Origin of the sequence: Paenibacillus sp. FSL H8-0548, from assembly GCF_038630985.1 — a bacterium.
Lineage (GTDB): Bacteria > Bacillota > Bacilli > Paenibacillales > Paenibacillaceae > Pristimantibacillus.
This window is the reverse complement of the sequence record NZ_CP152049.1, coordinates 998,447-1,014,781: the sequence shown is the minus strand read 5'-3', so window position 1 is coordinate 1,014,781 and position 16,335 is coordinate 998,447. Positions and strand designations below refer to the sequence as shown.

Here is a 16,335-nt window from a genome sequence, read left to right as displayed (position 1 = left end):
ATGATCGAATGCATATATTTCTCAAGAACCTCTAGGCTCTTCAAAAAACGAGGTGGACAAAAACAGTTGTCAGGAAGTATCCACTCGAGCCCATATGGATGTAAGCACTTCCTTATGAATCGTATCTAATAACCCTTCAAACATTTGAGCCGTTTCTCGCTCATAATCCACTTTTTGACTCCCGCTAACCGAATAAAACGAGCTTTCCTTCGATACGTTTAATGCTTCCAAATATTGAATCCAGTTGCGGTCGAACGCACGGAGCGAAGCATGCTTCACGAACTCATCCATTTCTATTGAGGATGCCTCGTACCATTCATCCAGCCTTTGATACAGCTGCTCGCTAATTTGCTCAATCGTTTGTCGCCGAGTAAGCTGATCAAGCTGCTTCAGCATAAAACCTTTCGGAGATGGAAAGATCGCACTGAGTTCAGCAAACAGTCGAAACCAATTCGGAGGCTCCTCACTAAATCCTGAAGGATAATTCCGGTTCACAGCATTAACAGTAATCTTATCAATCATGGAGACTAGCAATTCCTTATATGAATCCCGATCAACGACATCATTTCGCATATGATAATAGATCATGCGCTGCTGCTGAACGGGCTTGTCCCATTCGATCAAACTTGCGCGAAGAGCAAAGCCTTCTAATTCGGCAGCCCGCTGCGCATTTCTTATGGCCGCAATATATTTCTGCTGCGTAATCGGCCGATCAATAGGCAGCAAGCTTTCTTCCAGCTCATCCAATAAATCATCAGAGTAATAGTTAACCAGCAAGTCATCCTCTAACGAGATATAAAACCTTGAACTGCCAACCGATCCCTGCCTGCCGCTGCGTCCCTTAAGTTGATTATCAATTCTCGCTGAATTATGTCTGCAAGTTCCAATCACATGGAGACCGCCGTTTTCCTCAACTCCAGGTCCTAGCCATATATCGACTCCCCTGCCAGCCATGTTTGTCGCGATAGTTACTGCGTTCTCCATACCTGCCTCTCGAATAATTGCAGCCTCTTTTTCAGCGTTTTTGGCATTCAGCACATGATGTGAAATATTCTCACTTGCAAGCATTTGGCTAAGCCGCTCTGAAGCACGAATATCAGGCGTTCCGACGAGCACTGGCTGGCCCTTGGCGTGCCTTTGCTTAATGTCATCCATGATCCAGCGATATTTCGTCTCCTCATTAAAAAACAACAGATCCGCCTGATCACTACGGGCAATGGGACGATGCGTTGGAATTACCGCCACATCAATTCCGTAAACCTCTTGCAATTCCGACTCTACTTCAACAGCAGTACCGCTCATTCCACCAACTTTTTCATACAACTGTACAAAATGCTGAAGGGTTATAGAAGCAAGAGTAGCTGATTGACCATTGACAACCACACGTTCCTTCGCTTCTATCGCTTGGTGAAGCCCTTCCGTATATCTTCGTCCGAACATGAGCCTTCCTGTGCTTTGATCAACGATAACTACTTCCTGTTCTCCTTGCTCATTGATTCGAATGACATAATCGATATCTCTTTTCATAAGAAAGCGTGCCCTTAACGCCTGCTGAATTTTATGATACGTATCACTATGCTCAAGGTTCATGAGATTCCGGATTCCAAAGAGCTGCTCACAGCGGTCTATTCCTTGATGGGTAAGAGATACGTGTCTCTCCATGGCATCAAATTCAAAGTCTCCATCAGCGAGCAGGGAAATTTTCTGATCGATCAACACGAGGTAGTCGCTCCCTTTCCCAGGAGCAGAAGAAATGAGAAGCGGGGTTCGCGCTTCGTCTATCAGTATGCTATCAGCCTCATCAAGCAATAAGAAATGCAGACCGCACTGAACGCGATCCTCTTTCCGATTAACTAAATGATCACGTAAATAATCGAAACCGAATTCATAATGAGTTCCATACGTTACATCACATGCATACTGAGATTGCCGTTCCTCATTGTTCATTCCATTTCGAAGACAACCGACTGACAAGCCCAACATATGAAATACTTTGCTCATTCCCTCACTATCTCTAAACGCTAAATATTCATTCACCGTGGCGATATGCACCTTTTTTCCAGTTAGTGCTTGGAGAAATGCAGGGAAAATAGCAGTTATCGTCTTACCTTCGCCCGTCTTCATTTCCGCTATATTACCTTCGTAAATTGCCAATGCACCTAAAATTTGTTCATTATGAACATCTAAATCAAAAACACGTCTGCAGGCGGCTTTTACAAGCGAATAGGCTTCCATTCGAACGTTATGTATTGGCGTATCATTCTTAATTTTTTGGCGAAGATTGTCTGTTATCAGAGAAAGGTCAACATCAGGGAATCTATTAAGCAACCTCGAACAATCTTTATTGATTTGTTCAATAGAGATACGATGCTTATCCATGCTCCAAGCACGAGTTCCATTTATAACCTGTTGTAATAGCTTCAGCATCAAGAAGGACCCCCATAGAAAGATTGCAATTTTCAATAATATGTAATTCCTGTTGTAGTAATTTCGAGCGAACACAATTCTAGGTCTTTAGTCTCTCATATTATTAACGGTGATGTGTTTTAGTCAGATTACCTTATATAAATACAACTATATTCTTATTGTTTTTTAATATTGCTATATATAATGGAACAGTTAACAAAACAATAATTTCAGTTCTAAAGTCTCTTGAATCCATTTATCGACATTTATAGTTAAATTTCGACGCATGTATCGAAAACCCTTTAATTCACAAAATTATTACAGAAAATTTTTTTTGTTGATTCTTGATTTGTGAGCAGAACTTTTTCAGTAGATTTTATATTTTAGCTTCCACTTGCAGCTCATACAGCCAGAAGGACACATACATCCCACTTCCCCCTGTTTAAGGAGACCTATTTGCACCATTTCCTAGAAGTCTTAATGACGAAGAGCTTACGCAAGAAGACGGACGTACTCCGAATACTCTGGTTATAAATGGATGCTCAATAACAACTAGCCATCCATGGTGAGTGTGTTGATATTCTTCTTTTCAAAAAATACAGCAATCCTCCTTTCTTTCAGCAAGCGAACATATTTCAAAGTGTCCACCAATATACAATCACTGCGCTGACTAACCATATCCGCATAGTAAGCAACTTGCGGCTTATAGCTGTTTAACTGTTCTTCGGTGTCGGTGCTCACTCTTGCATAAGGAGTAATACGCAGAAAGCCTGGCTTTCCAGCAACACAATCAGATAGTTTTCGATTTTTGGCAGCTTGAATTGCCGAACAAACCCTTGATGTACAAAGGTAAATCGGCGATCCACTGCTGGAGTTGACACAATACAGTCTGTTTACCATCCTTAAAACCACAGAGGCATTGGCCCATGTGGTCAAACTTGTGATCACAAGTGCCATCATCCTCTCTCATCGTCAGGCATAGACGCAATATCCAAGCTCTGTCCAGGACACCAGGCTTACGAGGTTAGCTGACGGATTCGGGCGGTAAGAGTCGCTCTACCCAAAGCGAGGAAGCGATGGATTCCTCGCTTTGGGATTCACCACAGATGACAGACATCCGACTCTCACATCGGGCGTATGTCATCGATAATCCGACCGTCCCGAAAGCGGGGGTTACTTCAAACAATTCCTCCTCGCTTGTATTTCTATATTTTGTGAAACCGAATATTGAAGCCCATCGTATGAACATACAATAGTAAATTTTCACTGCTGCGCAAAAGCGATATCTACCTGTTTCGTTGGACTTTTAAGAAACGGTTTACTTTTTAAACATGCAGGCGTAATATAAATGACAACAATTTCATATGATAAACGCTTAATCCTCTTCACGGAGGAGCGGGGGAACCATCGAAGCTTATAATACTGCTTCTGGGGTGAATTCTTTCTTACTTAGAAAGAACGGGTACTCTCAAACCCGAATCCGACAGCTAACCTCGTCAGCGCTTGGGAGAGAATACTCTTACAACTTTGGTTTATTTCGCACTGTATTGTACAGTCCAAAGCTTGGTAGCAGAATTTCTCTGCGACCAGGTTTTTTTTGCTGTTCAGAGAATAATTTCCTTATCAGAGGGGCTGAAACTATGAAAAACAAGGAAAAACTGATGGTTTGCGTGTACTACGGACCGCACGGAGAACGGCTCATTCGCCGCGCCGGTCAATTGGCTAAGCTCCTTCAGTCTCCTCTGTTCGTATTAAGCGTCATTCCTGTACAAGAGGATGAGCTTGATCCGGAGCAAGAAAGGATGATGGCGGCATGGAAACTGAAATGCGAGGAATGGGGAGCAACATTTATCGTCAAACCGAATGAAAATAGGAAATCCTCTGAAATGATAGCGGAAACGGCAACACATCTTGAAATTACTCAATTGATTATCGGACAATCTGGGCAAACGCGTTGGCAGGAAATTACGCATGGTTCTTTCGTCAATGAACTGCTTCATCGCATAGGCGAAACGGACCTGCACATTGTAGCCGTCCAGCGAATGAAAGAACAAGCGATGGATATGCATAAACCCGGAGTACCGGTTTCCGTATACAAAAAAGAGCAGCATTATCACATTGGAGATTCGGAAGCGCGCGGCCTGCCTGTGACAAAAGGTGTTTTTTCAAAGCTATAAATACCGACTTCAGTACCAGCCTGTTAAAATTAAATATAAATGGGGAATTTAAATATCTGAGAGTCAGTAGAGGAGTGATTGTTGATTCGACCACTCTGCTTTTCTAAATGGCTCTTAACAGAATCCTTAAGTAATTAAAGAAACGGAAGTGAATGCAGTGAAAAAACAGTTTATTGTCATCGGACTCGGTCGGTTCGGTTCAAGTTTAACGAAAACCTTGATTCAAAACGGTCATGAAGTGCTGGCAGTAGACAAAAACGAGCAACTTGTTCAGGATATTTCCGCTATTGCCACCCATGCTCTGCAAGCAGACTGCACAGATGAATCCGTTTTAAAAGAGCTGGGTATTCGCAACTTTTCACATGGGATAGTAGCTATAGGCGATGACCTGCAGGCAAGCATTTTAACGACATTGTTGTTAAAAGAAATGAATGTTCTGAACGTAACGGCCAAAGCCAAAAATGAAATGCACGGTAATGTCCTGAGCAAAATTGGCGCGGATCATATCGTCTACCCCGAACGGGATATGGCGGCGAGACTCGGTCATCAACTTAGCTCCGAAAATCTGATTGACTACATTGAATTATCCCCGGAGTACAATCTAGTCGAGATTAAAGCGCCGCCGGCGATGAATGGGTATTCGTTGCAGCAGTTAAATATTCGCGCCAAATATGGATGCACCATCATGGCGATTAAAACCGGCGATTATATGAATGTATCTCCCAAAGCGGAAGACAAAATCTTTACCGGAGATATTCTGCTTATCATCGGCAGCAATAAGGACATCCGACACTTGGAGGAGGACCATGAACGAAAACGGTAGCCGTATGAAACGTCACTCCACATCCGGGCGCTTGGTGCTGCTCGTTGACTGGCTGAAAAATAAGATGAATCCGCCCCTACTGATCCTGATTGTGTTTTTCTTCCTAATCTGGATTGGCGCCTTGCTGCTTACTCTGCCGCAAGCATCTGTATCAGGTGAATCAATCGGTTTGATTGATGCGTTGTTTACTGCTACCTCTGCCATATGTGTAAATGGGCTCGTCGTGGTCGATACCGGCAGCGTCTTTTCCACCTTTGGGCAGGTCCTCATTATGATTATGATTCAAGTGGGCGGACTTGGATTTATGACCTTTGGCGTCATGGTGGCCATTATTTTGGGCAAAAAAATCGGATTAAAGCAAAGACTCATCATCCAGCAAACGACTCACTCGACATCGGCGCAAGGATTGGTCAAACTGTCACTTTACATGGTGCTCATTGCTTTTGCATTTGAAGCGCTAGCGACGGTGATCCTGACGCTCCGATGGCAAGAAGAGATAGGATGGGGACAGGCAGCTTATTACGCGCTTTTTCATTCCGTCTCCGCTTTCAACAACGCCGGATTCGCCTTGTGGTCTGACAGTCTGTCCTCCTTTGCCGGAGATCCTGTTGTCAATCTAACAATTATCCTGCTTTTTGTCATCGGCGGACTCGGCTATCTTGTTGTCGTGGATCTATTTCGCAAACGTTCCTGGAGAAAGCTGTCCCTGCACACCAAAGTGGTTCTCCTTGCCTCAGCGATTTTATCCGCAGCCGGTTTTCTTGTTCTTTTCTTTCTGGAGAGTTGGAATCCGGCCACCTTCGGTCAATTGGGTGCGGGGGAACGGGTGCTTGTTGCATTTTTCCAAGGTGTGACACCCAGAAGCGCAGGATTCAACACCATCGACATCGGCAATATGCTTGCGGCGTCACAATTTTTTGTCATTATCCTCATGTTTATCGGAGCGGCTTCCGGTGGTACGGGAGGCGGCATTAAAATCAATACGTTGGTTGTGCTTGTTCTCGCCACTATAAACACATTTCGCGGCGGCGGACAAATTCATGCCTTTGAACGCAAAATTGCGGAAGAAACGGTCATACGAGCGCTGGCCGTCGTCATGAGTTCATTGGCTGCCGTACTGGTCATTACCCTCTTGCTTACCATTTCTGAAGGCATGCTGGAGGATCATTTTTTGGAAGTGCTGTTTGAAGCGACATCCGCTTTCAGCACAACAGGGCTTTCGATGGGGTTAACGAACGAATTGTCTCCTGCAGGGAAAGTTATTGTGACTTTTACGATGTTTGCCGGTCGTCTCGGTCCACTGACGCTCGCGTTTGCATTAGCGCAGAAGAAGCGTTCTTCCAAAATCGGTTATGCAGAAGACCATATTTTGATTGGCTAGTTGCTATAAGGGCTTTTGCTCGAATATACCGAAAAAAAAAAACAGATTTCCGATTTCCTTGCGCATCTCCACATTCAACCTGTCTCTTACAGTCGGGTTGCAAAGCCGCTTTTGGCTCCATCGGCAGGCTCTTCAAGTTTATTAGACTTGAAGAGCCTGTCGCTTTTTATTAGCCATTGCACAGAGTTGGAATTAGTCGATACGCTGCAAAAACCGTCTCAACAGCCCCTATAGAATCAAAACTATTGTACTGGAAAATACTTCTTCTAGGTGCGCACGATTTCTTAATTTATTTTTCGCCAAGTATATAGTTATTAAGGACAACGGAAAGTTTGAAAAGTGGAGACGAATGATCAGTGCCTCAGATCGTCAATTAGCCGTATTACTGATTCAGGAAGTAGTCGTAGCTGGTGCAAGGGAATACCTAGCGTGCAATATCCTTAACCTAACACAGAGGACGCTACAACGATGGCGAAATCAAGAGGTATGTGAGGATCAACGTCCTCATGTCAAGCGACAGTCACCAGTCAACAAGCTTAGCGATTCCGAGCAGCAACAAATCGTTGCCGTCATCAATCAGCCTGCGTTCAAAAGCTTACCACCGAGCCAAATTGTACCTAGACTAGCCGACCAAGGCACCTATATTGCATCTGAATCTACATTTTGTCGCGTCATGCATCAGCACGCGTTGCAGCATCATCGTGGACGAAGTGCCAAGCCAACATCCAAGCCATTGACGAGCCATCGTGCAACAAGCCCAAACCAAGTGTGGATGTGGGATATTACACCGTCTAGAAGCAGACCGCGAGTGAGCAATGACAACCCGTATGCGGAATCTATATTTAGAACATGCAAGTACCGTCCCGAATATCCAGCAAACGGCTTTGAGAGTATCGATAAAGCGCGCGAATGGGTACTGCGTTTCGTCCGCTGGTACAATACAGAACACTGTCATAGTGGGCTCAATTTCCTAACCCCTAATCAAGGACTGGCGAAACAGATATTTGATAACCGAAAACAAGTCTATGAAGCAGCAAAAGCTTCACATCCAACACGTTGGTCAGGTAGCACTCGCAACTGGAGTTTAGAAGAAGAGGTAGGGCTCAACCCAGAAAGAGTGACACCTATTCAAGCTGGACAAAAATCTAAAAATTAAAACATTACTTTTCTAATGAGTTCGCGACAACTACCTTGACAAACACCGTTCTCTTTATCCCAACCACTGAATGTTTTTTGTTCAGACTGATCGGGTGCTGTAATCTCTTCGCCTCTTACAATAACCTTTTTATTCGGTAATCTTGGTAACACAGCCAGATTGGTTGCTGAAGGAATCAAATCTTTCTTAGCTTTGAAATATTCACGTTGCTTCTTCTTTTCCTCTAAGATCAGTTCTTGCTGAACTGGATCTCCGATACATTTGACCACTTTCCATACATCCTCGATAATTTCTTCTTTTTCATAATCGGGAATGACGACAATTCGAGGAATATAGGGTATAGCGAGTGCCGAAGATCGGCTAACACCAAGTGCTGCCTCCCATTTGTTAATATTAGTGAGTCTAGGAAATTTACCTAGAGCCACTCGCTGAAATACATTTTTGTAATATTTCTCTTTGATGAATTCAGTACGCTGAGTTCTACCCATCGCAGGAGATTTGATGGAACGAACATACTTTTCACCTTTATAAGTAATGCCTTCACGTAGCACACGTTCGAACAAAGCGAGTTGGGCTGGATCGTCTTCGTCGATATTGTTCGATTTGAGCATAAATACTGAATCATTAAGATCGTCGGAAAAATCCTGTTCCGCAACGACTTGTTGGAGTTGATTAAGATAGATGCTATTGGAAACAGTAATAGTTCGATCTATATTTTCTGGAGCAATCAATTGAGAAAGACAATCAGATAATTCATGAAAGTAAAAGAGTTTAATCTTATGTTGGTTTCGCTTTTGATTGTTGTTCAATGAATAGCCTCCCAATTTTTAAAATGCAAAAAATGAAAAACACATAAAAAACTTGTCCATTATTTTCTCGAAACTTATCTACTATTAATAGCATCACTCTTCAAAAACCCTTATGGAGTAAGGCTTCAACGCTAATTCATGCTTTCCGTCTATCCAATACATAAAAACAAAAAATGAAAAACTGAATATAATTCTCTTGTGTTCTGACGCTAATCGTGATAAATTAAAAAATTAAAAAATATTAGATTAGTATATTTTTCTTTCCAGTATTCGATTTCCCATTTTTCAAAATGGGATTATAGCGTTAAAATGGATGCACAAATACACCTCCCAAAATGGATATAGGGTCATAAAACGCATCCCAGTTATTGGACATACTAATTTAATATTATCACACAGCACACAGCAAACCTCAAATGATAGAGGTTTTTTGAGTTTATAGATCATTTGGAATATACACATAGAGAAGAACCGAAGGCGATGTGCTCTCGGTTCCTTTTGATGTGAGTATAAAGTTGAAGTTGTATATTTTGCTTTTTCATTCTTTGATCGTGGCAGAGGCTACAATTCTAGTCTAATGTCTAACGATAAGAATGCTCATTTCAAAAATTGTTCTCTGAATTGGCAATAAAGTCTGTAAGCTTTAAAAGCGCCTTCTTGCCCCTGTTACCTTTTGTCGTATGTGAGCTATTACGATCCTTTTCATCCGTTTTTCTAGTAATGATATCTCCTGTAAGTAAGTTGTAGTCATCTTCGTCAGCATTTTCTTGTGTCGTAGTACCAGTAAAATATGAACCAATTGTAGCTCCTATTAAATACCAGTCATTGTCTTGATATCTGAATCTATACTTACCATACCATCTATAATTACTTCCACCATAAAAATCTATTATAATAGAGCCTCTATCTATGGATATTTTTGTAAATGGATCAGGCCAAACGCCACCTTCATCTGATCTTAATATTGCATGTTCAGCTTTTACTGACAAAATATATGTATGATCCTTAGTTCCAAATGCTATTAATAATACCCTTGGTGGGGCTTCTTCTTTTGTTTTGCTTATTCCTTCAATCACAAATGCGATGTCATTTATGCCATCTTTGTTTAAATCGCCCTCAATTTTTTCTGGTTTTCCTTTAACTCGTTCAAGTATATGCCAACCATCAGGAACGAATGAAGATATATCCTTTCCTTCTTCAGAAGATATCGTTTTATTTTTTTGTCTGTCATTAATGCTTTCTTTCGTCATCGGAGTTGAAGCAACCTCAGTTGTAATAACTGTGTTCGTCTTAGTTTTAGCAATATCATTCGAAGTATGACTGCTGCTATTTGTAGTACACCCCGTTAGGAGTCCAAAACACAATAAAACTAAAATAGTTTTTAACAAACTATCAAATCCTTCTCTTTAATAATTTATGTCGAGGCTTAATTTCCAACCCATTCAACATATTTCTCATATCATCCAAAACTTACAATTCTCTCTTACAAAATGATTGCCATCAATCATAACCGAATCGGGAGTAACCTTTTCGACTTTGCCAACTGTATCTAGTTCCCAGTCGATCCAAACTTCAATATTCCATGGGAATGTTATTTCATGTTGAAAATCAGTATCTAGGATCATAACATTCCCTCAAGGTTAACTCATGACAGACAGTTTGAACAATTAGTATATTAGAATATCCAAGCCACTTTTTAGATATTGATAAAGCGTACTTTCTTTTCCAATCATTTGAGTTATCTCATTTTCTCTATTATTTATAGGCACTCCCCGTTCAAAGCCCAATTTTCGTGCACATAGATTAAACAACTCTGTTTTATTTCCATATTTCGTTTTTGATTCATCTCTTCCGATATACATCAATGTTTGAATCATAGCAATCTCATTATCATCGAATGTGTCCACATAGTTAAAAAGTTCGCTATACTGATATGAAGTATCATTTTTTGTTTTTTTATTAGCTTGTGCGAGATTTTCAGTCTGTCTGATAACTTCATGTATTTTTGGTAGAAAATCATTAAGGGCTTGAATAGTAAACATGTACTCATTCCTCCGAATCGAATAAAAATTAGTTGAAATCCATATATGGAACCATACATAGATAACCAAGTTACAACAGAAGTATATTCATAATTTTATGATCGTATTGTGGTACAAGATATTACAACTCCAATCCATTTAACATATCCCTTAACACAACAATCTCATCCTTCGATAAAGTGACGCCTTTGCCCATCTTATCGTGTTCAGGAGCCCATTCGCGGATGTCATACTTAGGATCGCGGTCATTCCAGCTAATGAGATTCAGTTCCTTGCTCCAGCCTTTTGCACCTTCGGATAGGATTCCGATATTTTTGGTGATTTCGAATTTTAGTTCCGCCATTGTGGTATCCCCTTACTCGTGATTTGCAATGAGTTGCTATAAATACGTCCCTTAACTCTCAGCAGCTATAGAATAACTTGGTCGAAAGGATTCAGCAGTATACAAGTTGTTCTTCATTTGGAGTTCAGCTTGTCTGATCACCAATTCGGTAGCATGCGGGATTTCATCGGGTGGGTATTTGTATTCCTTCAATAATCTGTATTTGCTAATCTAAAAGTGTACCACCTTTCATTAACTATCCAATTGCCAATTTGACTTATTCCACAACTTATTTGGTAATTCCTTTATTCGATAAATATTACTCCTTATTATACAACAAGAAATTGATACTATTATGTCTCCGAGTATATGTTCACATGAAAAAACCTCCACCGCTGTGGGGGAGGTCAATATAATGCTTTCTTCATGTTTACTATTAACTCTTTAGGGTAGTTCATAAATGAAAATCCTGCTTTCTCAGCAGACCTTGTTAAAAAATTCACCTTTCAATATCCCTCAGGATATATCCTTACCACGCACTCCACATGCCTTGTGCATGAAAAGAATATATATTCCCGCACACCACCTCAATGCATTTTTTTTGAATGCGGGAACATATGACTGTTGCTCTTCGGCCCTTGCCCATCAATGCTTCTACTCCCGATATAGCCTTACCACGCACTCCACATGCACCGTCCACGGGAACATATCCACAGGTACAACATCTACTGTCTTGTACCCGCCGTCCTCCAGCACCCGCAAGTCTCTTGCTAAGGTAGATGGATTGCAGCTTACGTATACGACTCTCTCCGGCTGCATCGACAGGATCGTCTCAAGCAGTGCTGGGTCGCAGCCTTTGCGCGGAGGATCGACGACAATGACATCGGCCGTAATACCTTCCTTGCGCCAGCGAGGAATAACAACCTCGGCAGGACCAGCCTCAAATGAAGCGTTCGTGATGCCATTCAATGCTGCATTCCGCGCCGCATCCTCAATCGCCTCCGGCACGATCTCGACGCCGTAGACGCGTCCAGCCTGACGGGCGAGGAACAGTGAGATCGTTCCAATACCGCAATAAGCATCGATCACGGTTTCCGTCCCCGTAAGTCCAGCGTATTCTACTGCTTTGCGGTATAGCGCTACGGTTTGCGCTGGGTTTACCTGATAGAACGATCTTGCCGATATCGCGAAGCGAATGCCGTCAAGCTCGTCATAGATCACCTCGCTACCCCACAGCACAAAGGTATCATCGCCAAAAATAACGTTCGTATCACGCTCGTTTACATTTTGAATGATACTCTTTACTGCTGGAAGCTCCCTGCGAATACGCTCAATCCACGATTCCACGAGAGGCAGCTTCCTGCCGTTAGTCACCAATACGACCATGATTTCACCAGTCACAACGCCTGTCCGCGCCATTACATGACGCAGGACACCCCGGCCTGTTTCTTCATTATAAGGAGCTGCGCCGAGCTCCCGTCCAATTCGCTTCACCACACGAATAACCTCATCATTATGCTCATGCTGAATGAGACAATCGTCCATATCGATAATGCGATGACTGCCGCGCGCGTAGAAACCAGCAAGCAATCCGCCATCTGCCGAGCTTGCACCAACGGGGACTGCTGCTTTGTTCCGATACCGCCATGGCTCATCCATACCAACGGTTTTGCGTACAACAATACCCGTAGACGCACTCTCTCCATCCACAGCTCTGCCTTCTCCAGCAACGCTCAGCTTGCCGATTCGCATCAAGTTGTCCACAACATGCTGCCGTTTCCACTCCAGCTGTGCGGGGTAATCAAAATGCTGAAGCTGGCAGCCGCCGCATTCCTTATAAATATCGCAAGGCGGCTCGATCCGCGATGGACTTGACAGCATTAGCTCCTCAAGCTTCGCATAGCCATACTGCTTCTTCACCTTCATAACCTTCACTCGGACGCGTTCACCGGGAAGCGCACCTTGTATAAAAAGGGTATAGCCATCAGCGCGGCCTACCCCTTCTCCATCATGTGTCAGGCCGATAATATCGACGGTGACCTCTTCATTTTTCTGAAAAGGCGCATCTACTGGAACCACTGCTGCTGAACGAGCTGCACCATGTGTTCTCCCTTTGCCGCCTCTGCTTCTTCCTTTATTCATAAACTCTCTCCGCTCTATCTTCAATGCTGTTGCCTGCCTAGCTCTATCCATTGTGCCCCAATTCTCGAATTTAGCGAAAGCTAACGGTAAGTCGACTCGCCAGTCTCATCTGCAAAAATACGCAAATGCGACGGCAGCACGGAGAACGTGCACGGCAGCACGCCGCCGTATTCGCCATCGAGATTAATTTGTACATAATCCGGTGTCGTTACCTTGAGCTCATTCGTCCGAAAATGAATCACATGTGGATCATTCAAGTGCTCACCGCGCAGTGCGAGCGATACCAGCTTAATAAACTCCGGCAGGTTGCATTTCCGAATGAGCAGTACATCTAACAAGCCGTCATCCAGCTTGGAATCCGGCGCTAATCGCTCAAAGCCGCCAACCGAATTGCTGTTGCAGATGAGGAACATCATAAACTCATCATGAAACTCTCCTACCCCAGCTGCGCTAAAGTTCAGCTCCGTCGGACGAAGTCGGGTCATTTTTTCCAGACCCTTCATATAATAAGCGAGCTGACCAATCATCGTCTTAAGCTTGCTCGGAACGTCATAGGTCAGCTCCGTCAAGGAGCCTCCCCCTGCAATGTTGATAAAGTAGCGTTCATTCGCCTTGCCAACGTCAATAAAACGGCTATATTGTTGAATAATTAGATCAACTGCATATTCCCAGTGCTTTGGAATGCCCATCGCTCGCGCAAAATCATTTGTCGTTCCGACAGGCAGAATACCTAATGGCGGTCGATTCGACTTCCCTGTCAAACCGTTTATGACCTCATAAAGCGTACCATCACCGCCAGCTGCAATGATCATATCGTAACCGCGATCCGCTGCTTCAGATGCTGCAAGCGTTGCATCTCCTTCACCGATCGTTGCGTGACAGCTCGTTTCGATACCGCCCTGCTCCAGCCGCTGAAGAATATCCGGCAGACGTTTCTTCATTTCTTCTCTACCCGAAGTGGGATTATATATAAGCCGTGCCCGTTTGATTGCTATTTGAGCTCACTCCTATACTTTGCGCATACGCCGCACACCATCATACATTTGTCGCTCCAGCCAGCGTGAAATTGCTGAACTCGGCAGCATAGCCCGGCCATTATATTTATACACAAGACCGGAAAGCCTAGTGGGAATAACCTGATTTGTAAAATAGCCCTGACTCAGAAACAGCGGTACAACAATAACCGCTTCATCTGGATTCGCCGCCTGCATCGCTGCAAGCTTCGCTGCCGCTTGGTCTGGCAGCAGCATTGCATATTCGGCACGCTTGAAGCCGACAGTCGCTCGAAGCCGTTCACCCAGCTTGAGCAATCCTTCCTGCCAACGTTCATGAAACACTTTTTCCTTGCTGCCATGACCGATAAGCAGCAGCGCTTCCTTCTCAGGCTCTGAGGACAAAGAAGAAATATTCGATGCTAGCAGCTCAGCGATTTCTGGATCATCGTCAATCGGCATGCCATAGTGTACGTTCGCTGCAACTCGGAAGGTTCCAAGATCCCCCTCTAGATCTGACAACCAAGGAAAGCCGAAGGCTTGCCCGATTTCATCTACATGAGTGCTTCCTGAGGATATGAACAATGGCACTACGTACATGTCGGTTACTCCCTGCCCCTCAAGCTGATCAATGCCATCCTGAATAAGCCGTCCTTCTATAATTTCAAGAAAGGACGACACGATAGGGATATTAGACAAACGTGGCGAGGCTGCCGCTTCCGCAATAGCTTCATCGACTAGCTGCACCCACAAACTTTCTCTGGAGCCATGACTAATTACGAGGATTCCTGGCTTCATCGGTTGGGACACTACCTTCCAAGACGCTCTAAAGCCATTTTATAACCATCATTTCCGTAATTTAAACAGCGCTTCACCCGTGAGATCGTAGCCGTGCTGGCACCAGTCTCAGCCTCAATCGCGTTGTATGTGCTGCCTTTGCCGAGCATCCGCGCTACCTCAAGCCTTTGCGATAACGACTGAATTTCGTTGACCGTACACAAATCATCAAAAAACACATAACATTCCTCGACCGATTTCAATGTAAGAACCGCTTCGAACAACTGATCTATTGCTTTATCGTTCAGCTTTTTAAGCTGCATGCGTATTCACTCCTAATTAAAACTAATGTAACTATTGTAGCTTTTTTACCTGTTTTTTTCAAACATTACCGTATTCACGCTTTACCCCAGCAAATGATCTGGACGGCTGTTGTTAATCGGCTCCTTTACAAGCACAGGCATTTATCTAGAAAAAGTTCCGTAACTAGGGGCATACGTCCAATCCTTATGTTCGCCTAACCCATAAACTATTAGAAAAGAAGGGTTGTGATCCGTGTGAATTACCGCAATAACCCCGGTACCGGCAGCCAGCAGCAAGACGGTTGGCACGGCAGCCACCGTCTTGCTCAGAACCAGCTGAGCAAGTCAGCTGGCGCGAAGTCGAGCGGCTTCAGCCTCGGTACAGACCTGCCTATAATGCCGCCGGCAGCCCCAGTGATGCAGGATATGCTGCCCAGCGTCGTATCGGAGCCAACGGCTGAAATTATTGAAACGACCCCAAGCACCAAGGCAACCGGCTTCTCCCTCGCCAGCTTAGGAGAGATTAAAGGTTTTGTTGACCGTATTGGCGGTATTGATGGTATCCTTACAACCGTAACAAAGGTACAAAAGGTGATGGCAAGCGTTTCCCAAATGGCGCCTTTAGTCAAAGTATTAATGGGCTCCTTCAGTAAAAAATCATCAAATGATGATGATGACGATACGGAATGGAAACCGAAGCGCCGCAAGCGTCGCAAGACCAGCTCTAGCCCAAACTCAGGAAAAGGTACAACGAAGCGTCGCCGCACAACGAAGCGCCGTCGATAAAATTACACAAAACCACACTCTGATTGCAGCGCATCGCGCAGCATTCAGAGTGTTTTTCAATTAACCGTTTATGCACATTTTCACACCGTTTTTTTATAGTTATCCTTCTGTGGATAACTATATTCGTTCGTGTATCCACAGGTTTTGTTTCATTAACTGAAAATTCAGCAATCTATCCTGTGCACAAGTACAACCTTCGACAGCCTTCGTCATGATCCAC

General features: G+C 43.6%; 15 protein-coding genes and 1 riboswitch. Of the genes, 5 read left to right on the top strand and 10 right to left on the bottom strand.

Features of this window, described 5'->3' with window-relative positions; genetic code table 11:
- Positions 1 to 69: 69 nt before the first annotated feature.
- Complete coding sequence (locus MHI37_RS04300) at positions 70 to 2,427, bottom strand: DEAD/DEAH box helicase (RefSeq protein ID WP_076338753.1); 2,358 nt, start codon at positions 2,425 to 2,427, stop codon at positions 70 to 72.
- Positions 2,428 to 2,958: 531 nt separating this feature from the next.
- Entirely contained in the window at positions 2,959 to 3,366 is a 408-nt protein-coding gene (locus MHI37_RS04295) for a hypothetical protein (RefSeq protein ID WP_179090288.1), read from the bottom strand.
- A 402-nt stretch (positions 3,367 to 3,768) separates the two neighbouring features.
- A riboswitch (cyclic di-AMP (ydaO/yuaA leader) is annotated at positions 3,769 to 3,923 on the top strand.
- A gap of 123 nt (positions 3,924 to 4,046) precedes the next feature.
- Here MHI37_RS04295 and MHI37_RS04290 point away from each other — a divergent pair.
- The 4 genes from MHI37_RS04290 (at position 4,047) to MHI37_RS04275 (ending at position 7,943) form a co-directional block, all read left to right on the top strand.
- Positions 4,047 to 4,583 carry a universal stress protein gene (locus MHI37_RS04290; RefSeq protein WP_256710644.1) on the top strand — a complete coding sequence of 179 codons (537 nt, stop codon included), beginning with the start codon at positions 4,047 to 4,049 and terminating at the stop codon, positions 4,581 to 4,583.
- A 157-nt stretch (positions 4,584 to 4,740) separates the two neighbouring features.
- A complete protein-coding gene (locus MHI37_RS04285; protein WP_076338751.1) occupies positions 4,741 to 5,406 on the top strand; it encodes a TrkA family potassium uptake protein in 666 nt (221 codons plus the stop codon).
- Positions 5,390 to 6,787, top strand: a complete 1,398-nt coding sequence (locus tag MHI37_RS04280; protein ID WP_083676455.1) for a TrkH family potassium uptake protein — start codon at positions 5,390 to 5,392, stop codon at positions 6,785 to 6,787. The genes MHI37_RS04285 and MHI37_RS04280 overlap by 17 nt, the downstream gene beginning before the upstream one ends.
- Before the next feature lie 349 nt (positions 6,788 to 7,136).
- On the top strand, positions 7,137 to 7,943 hold the full coding sequence (locus MHI37_RS04275) for an integrase core domain-containing protein (RefSeq protein WP_076338750.1): 807 nt from the start codon (positions 7,137 to 7,139) through the stop codon (positions 7,941 to 7,943).
- Here MHI37_RS04275 and MHI37_RS04270 read toward each other — a convergent pair.
- The 8 genes from MHI37_RS04270 to MHI37_RS04235 form a co-directional block, all read right to left on the bottom strand.
- Positions 7,940 to 8,752, bottom strand: a complete 813-nt coding sequence (locus MHI37_RS04270; protein WP_076338749.1) for a hypothetical protein — start codon at positions 8,750 to 8,752, stop codon at positions 7,940 to 7,942. The two genes, MHI37_RS04275 and MHI37_RS04270, sit on opposite strands and share 4 nt — an antisense overlap.
- A gap of 602 nt (positions 8,753 to 9,354) precedes the next feature.
- On the bottom strand, positions 9,355 to 10,140 hold the full coding sequence (locus MHI37_RS04265; RefSeq protein WP_076338748.1) for a hypothetical protein: 786 nt from the start codon (positions 10,138 to 10,140) through the stop codon (positions 9,355 to 9,357).
- A 279-nt stretch (positions 10,141 to 10,419) separates the two neighbouring features.
- Positions 10,420 to 10,794: a DUF3775 domain-containing protein gene (locus tag MHI37_RS04260; RefSeq protein ID WP_076338747.1), complete on the bottom strand. Its 375-nt coding sequence runs from the start codon at positions 10,792 to 10,794 to the stop codon at positions 10,420 to 10,422.
- Positions 10,795 to 10,915: 121 nt separating this feature from the next.
- A complete protein-coding gene (locus MHI37_RS04255; RefSeq protein ID WP_076338746.1) occupies positions 10,916 to 11,137 on the bottom strand; it encodes a YdbC family protein in 222 nt (73 codons plus the stop codon).
- A gap of 633 nt (positions 11,138 to 11,770) precedes the next feature.
- The gene (rlmD, locus tag MHI37_RS04250) at positions 11,771 to 13,258 is read right to left on the bottom strand and encodes a 23S rRNA (uracil(1939)-C(5))-methyltransferase RlmD (protein WP_076338745.1); all 1,488 of its coding nucleotides are present in this window, start codon (positions 13,256 to 13,258) and stop codon (positions 11,771 to 11,773) included.
- 80 nt (positions 13,259 to 13,338) lie between these two features.
- The gene (locus tag MHI37_RS04245; protein WP_076338744.1) at positions 13,339 to 14,253 is read right to left on the bottom strand and encodes a diacylglycerol kinase; all 915 of its coding nucleotides are present in this window, start codon (positions 14,251 to 14,253) and stop codon (positions 13,339 to 13,341) included.
- A 12-nt stretch (positions 14,254 to 14,265) separates the two neighbouring features.
- Positions 14,266 to 15,048 (bottom strand): CbiX/SirB N-terminal domain-containing protein, encoded by a 783-nt coding sequence (locus MHI37_RS04240; RefSeq protein WP_076338743.1) that lies wholly within the window; start codon positions 15,046 to 15,048, stop codon positions 14,266 to 14,268.
- 11 nt (positions 15,049 to 15,059) lie between these two features.
- Positions 15,060 to 15,350 (bottom strand): YerC/YecD family TrpR-related protein, encoded by a 291-nt coding sequence (locus MHI37_RS04235; protein ID WP_054026535.1) that lies wholly within the window; start codon positions 15,348 to 15,350, stop codon positions 15,060 to 15,062.
- A gap of 234 nt (positions 15,351 to 15,584) precedes the next feature.
- Here MHI37_RS04235 and MHI37_RS04230 point away from each other — a divergent pair, with 234 nt between their 5' ends.
- On the top strand, positions 15,585 to 16,115 hold the full coding sequence (locus MHI37_RS04230; RefSeq protein ID WP_076338742.1) for a hypothetical protein: 531 nt from the start codon (positions 15,585 to 15,587) through the stop codon (positions 16,113 to 16,115).
- The last annotated feature ends 220 nt before the right edge of the window (positions 16,116 to 16,335 follow it).

Excerpts from the sequence above, each read along its gene's own strand:
- MHI37_RS04300 (WP_076338753.1), bottom strand. The coding sequence starts at position 2,427 with ATGCTGAAGCTATTACAACAGGTTATAAATGGAACTCGTGCTTGGAGC.
- MHI37_RS04295 (WP_179090288.1), bottom strand. The coding sequence starts at position 3,366 with ATGATGGCACTTGTGATCACAAGTTTGACCACATGGGCCAATGCCTCT.
- MHI37_RS04290 (WP_256710644.1), top strand. The coding sequence starts at position 4,047 with ATGAAAAACAAGGAAAAACTGATGGTTTGCGTGTACTACGGACCGCAC.
- MHI37_RS04280 (WP_083676455.1), top strand. The coding sequence starts at position 5,390 with ATGAACGAAAACGGTAGCCGTATGAAACGTCACTCCACATCCGGGCGC.
- MHI37_RS04275 (WP_076338750.1), top strand. The coding sequence starts at position 7,137 with ATGATCAGTGCCTCAGATCGTCAATTAGCCGTATTACTGATTCAGGAA.
- MHI37_RS04260 (WP_076338747.1), bottom strand. The coding sequence starts at position 10,794 with ATGTTTACTATTCAAGCCCTTAATGATTTTCTACCAAAAATACATGAA.
- MHI37_RS04255 (WP_076338746.1), bottom strand. The coding sequence starts at position 11,137 with ATGGCGGAACTAAAATTCGAAATCACCAAAAATATCGGAATCCTATCC.
- rlmD (WP_076338745.1), bottom strand. The coding sequence starts at position 13,258 with ATGAATAAAGGAAGAAGCAGAGGCGGCAAAGGGAGAACACATGGTGCA.
- MHI37_RS04240 (WP_076338743.1), bottom strand. The coding sequence starts at position 15,048 with ATGAAGCCAGGAATCCTCGTAATTAGTCATGGCTCCAGAGAAAGTTTG.
- MHI37_RS04235 (WP_054026535.1), bottom strand. The coding sequence starts at position 15,350 with ATGCAGCTTAAAAAGCTGAACGATAAAGCAATAGATCAGTTGTTCGAA.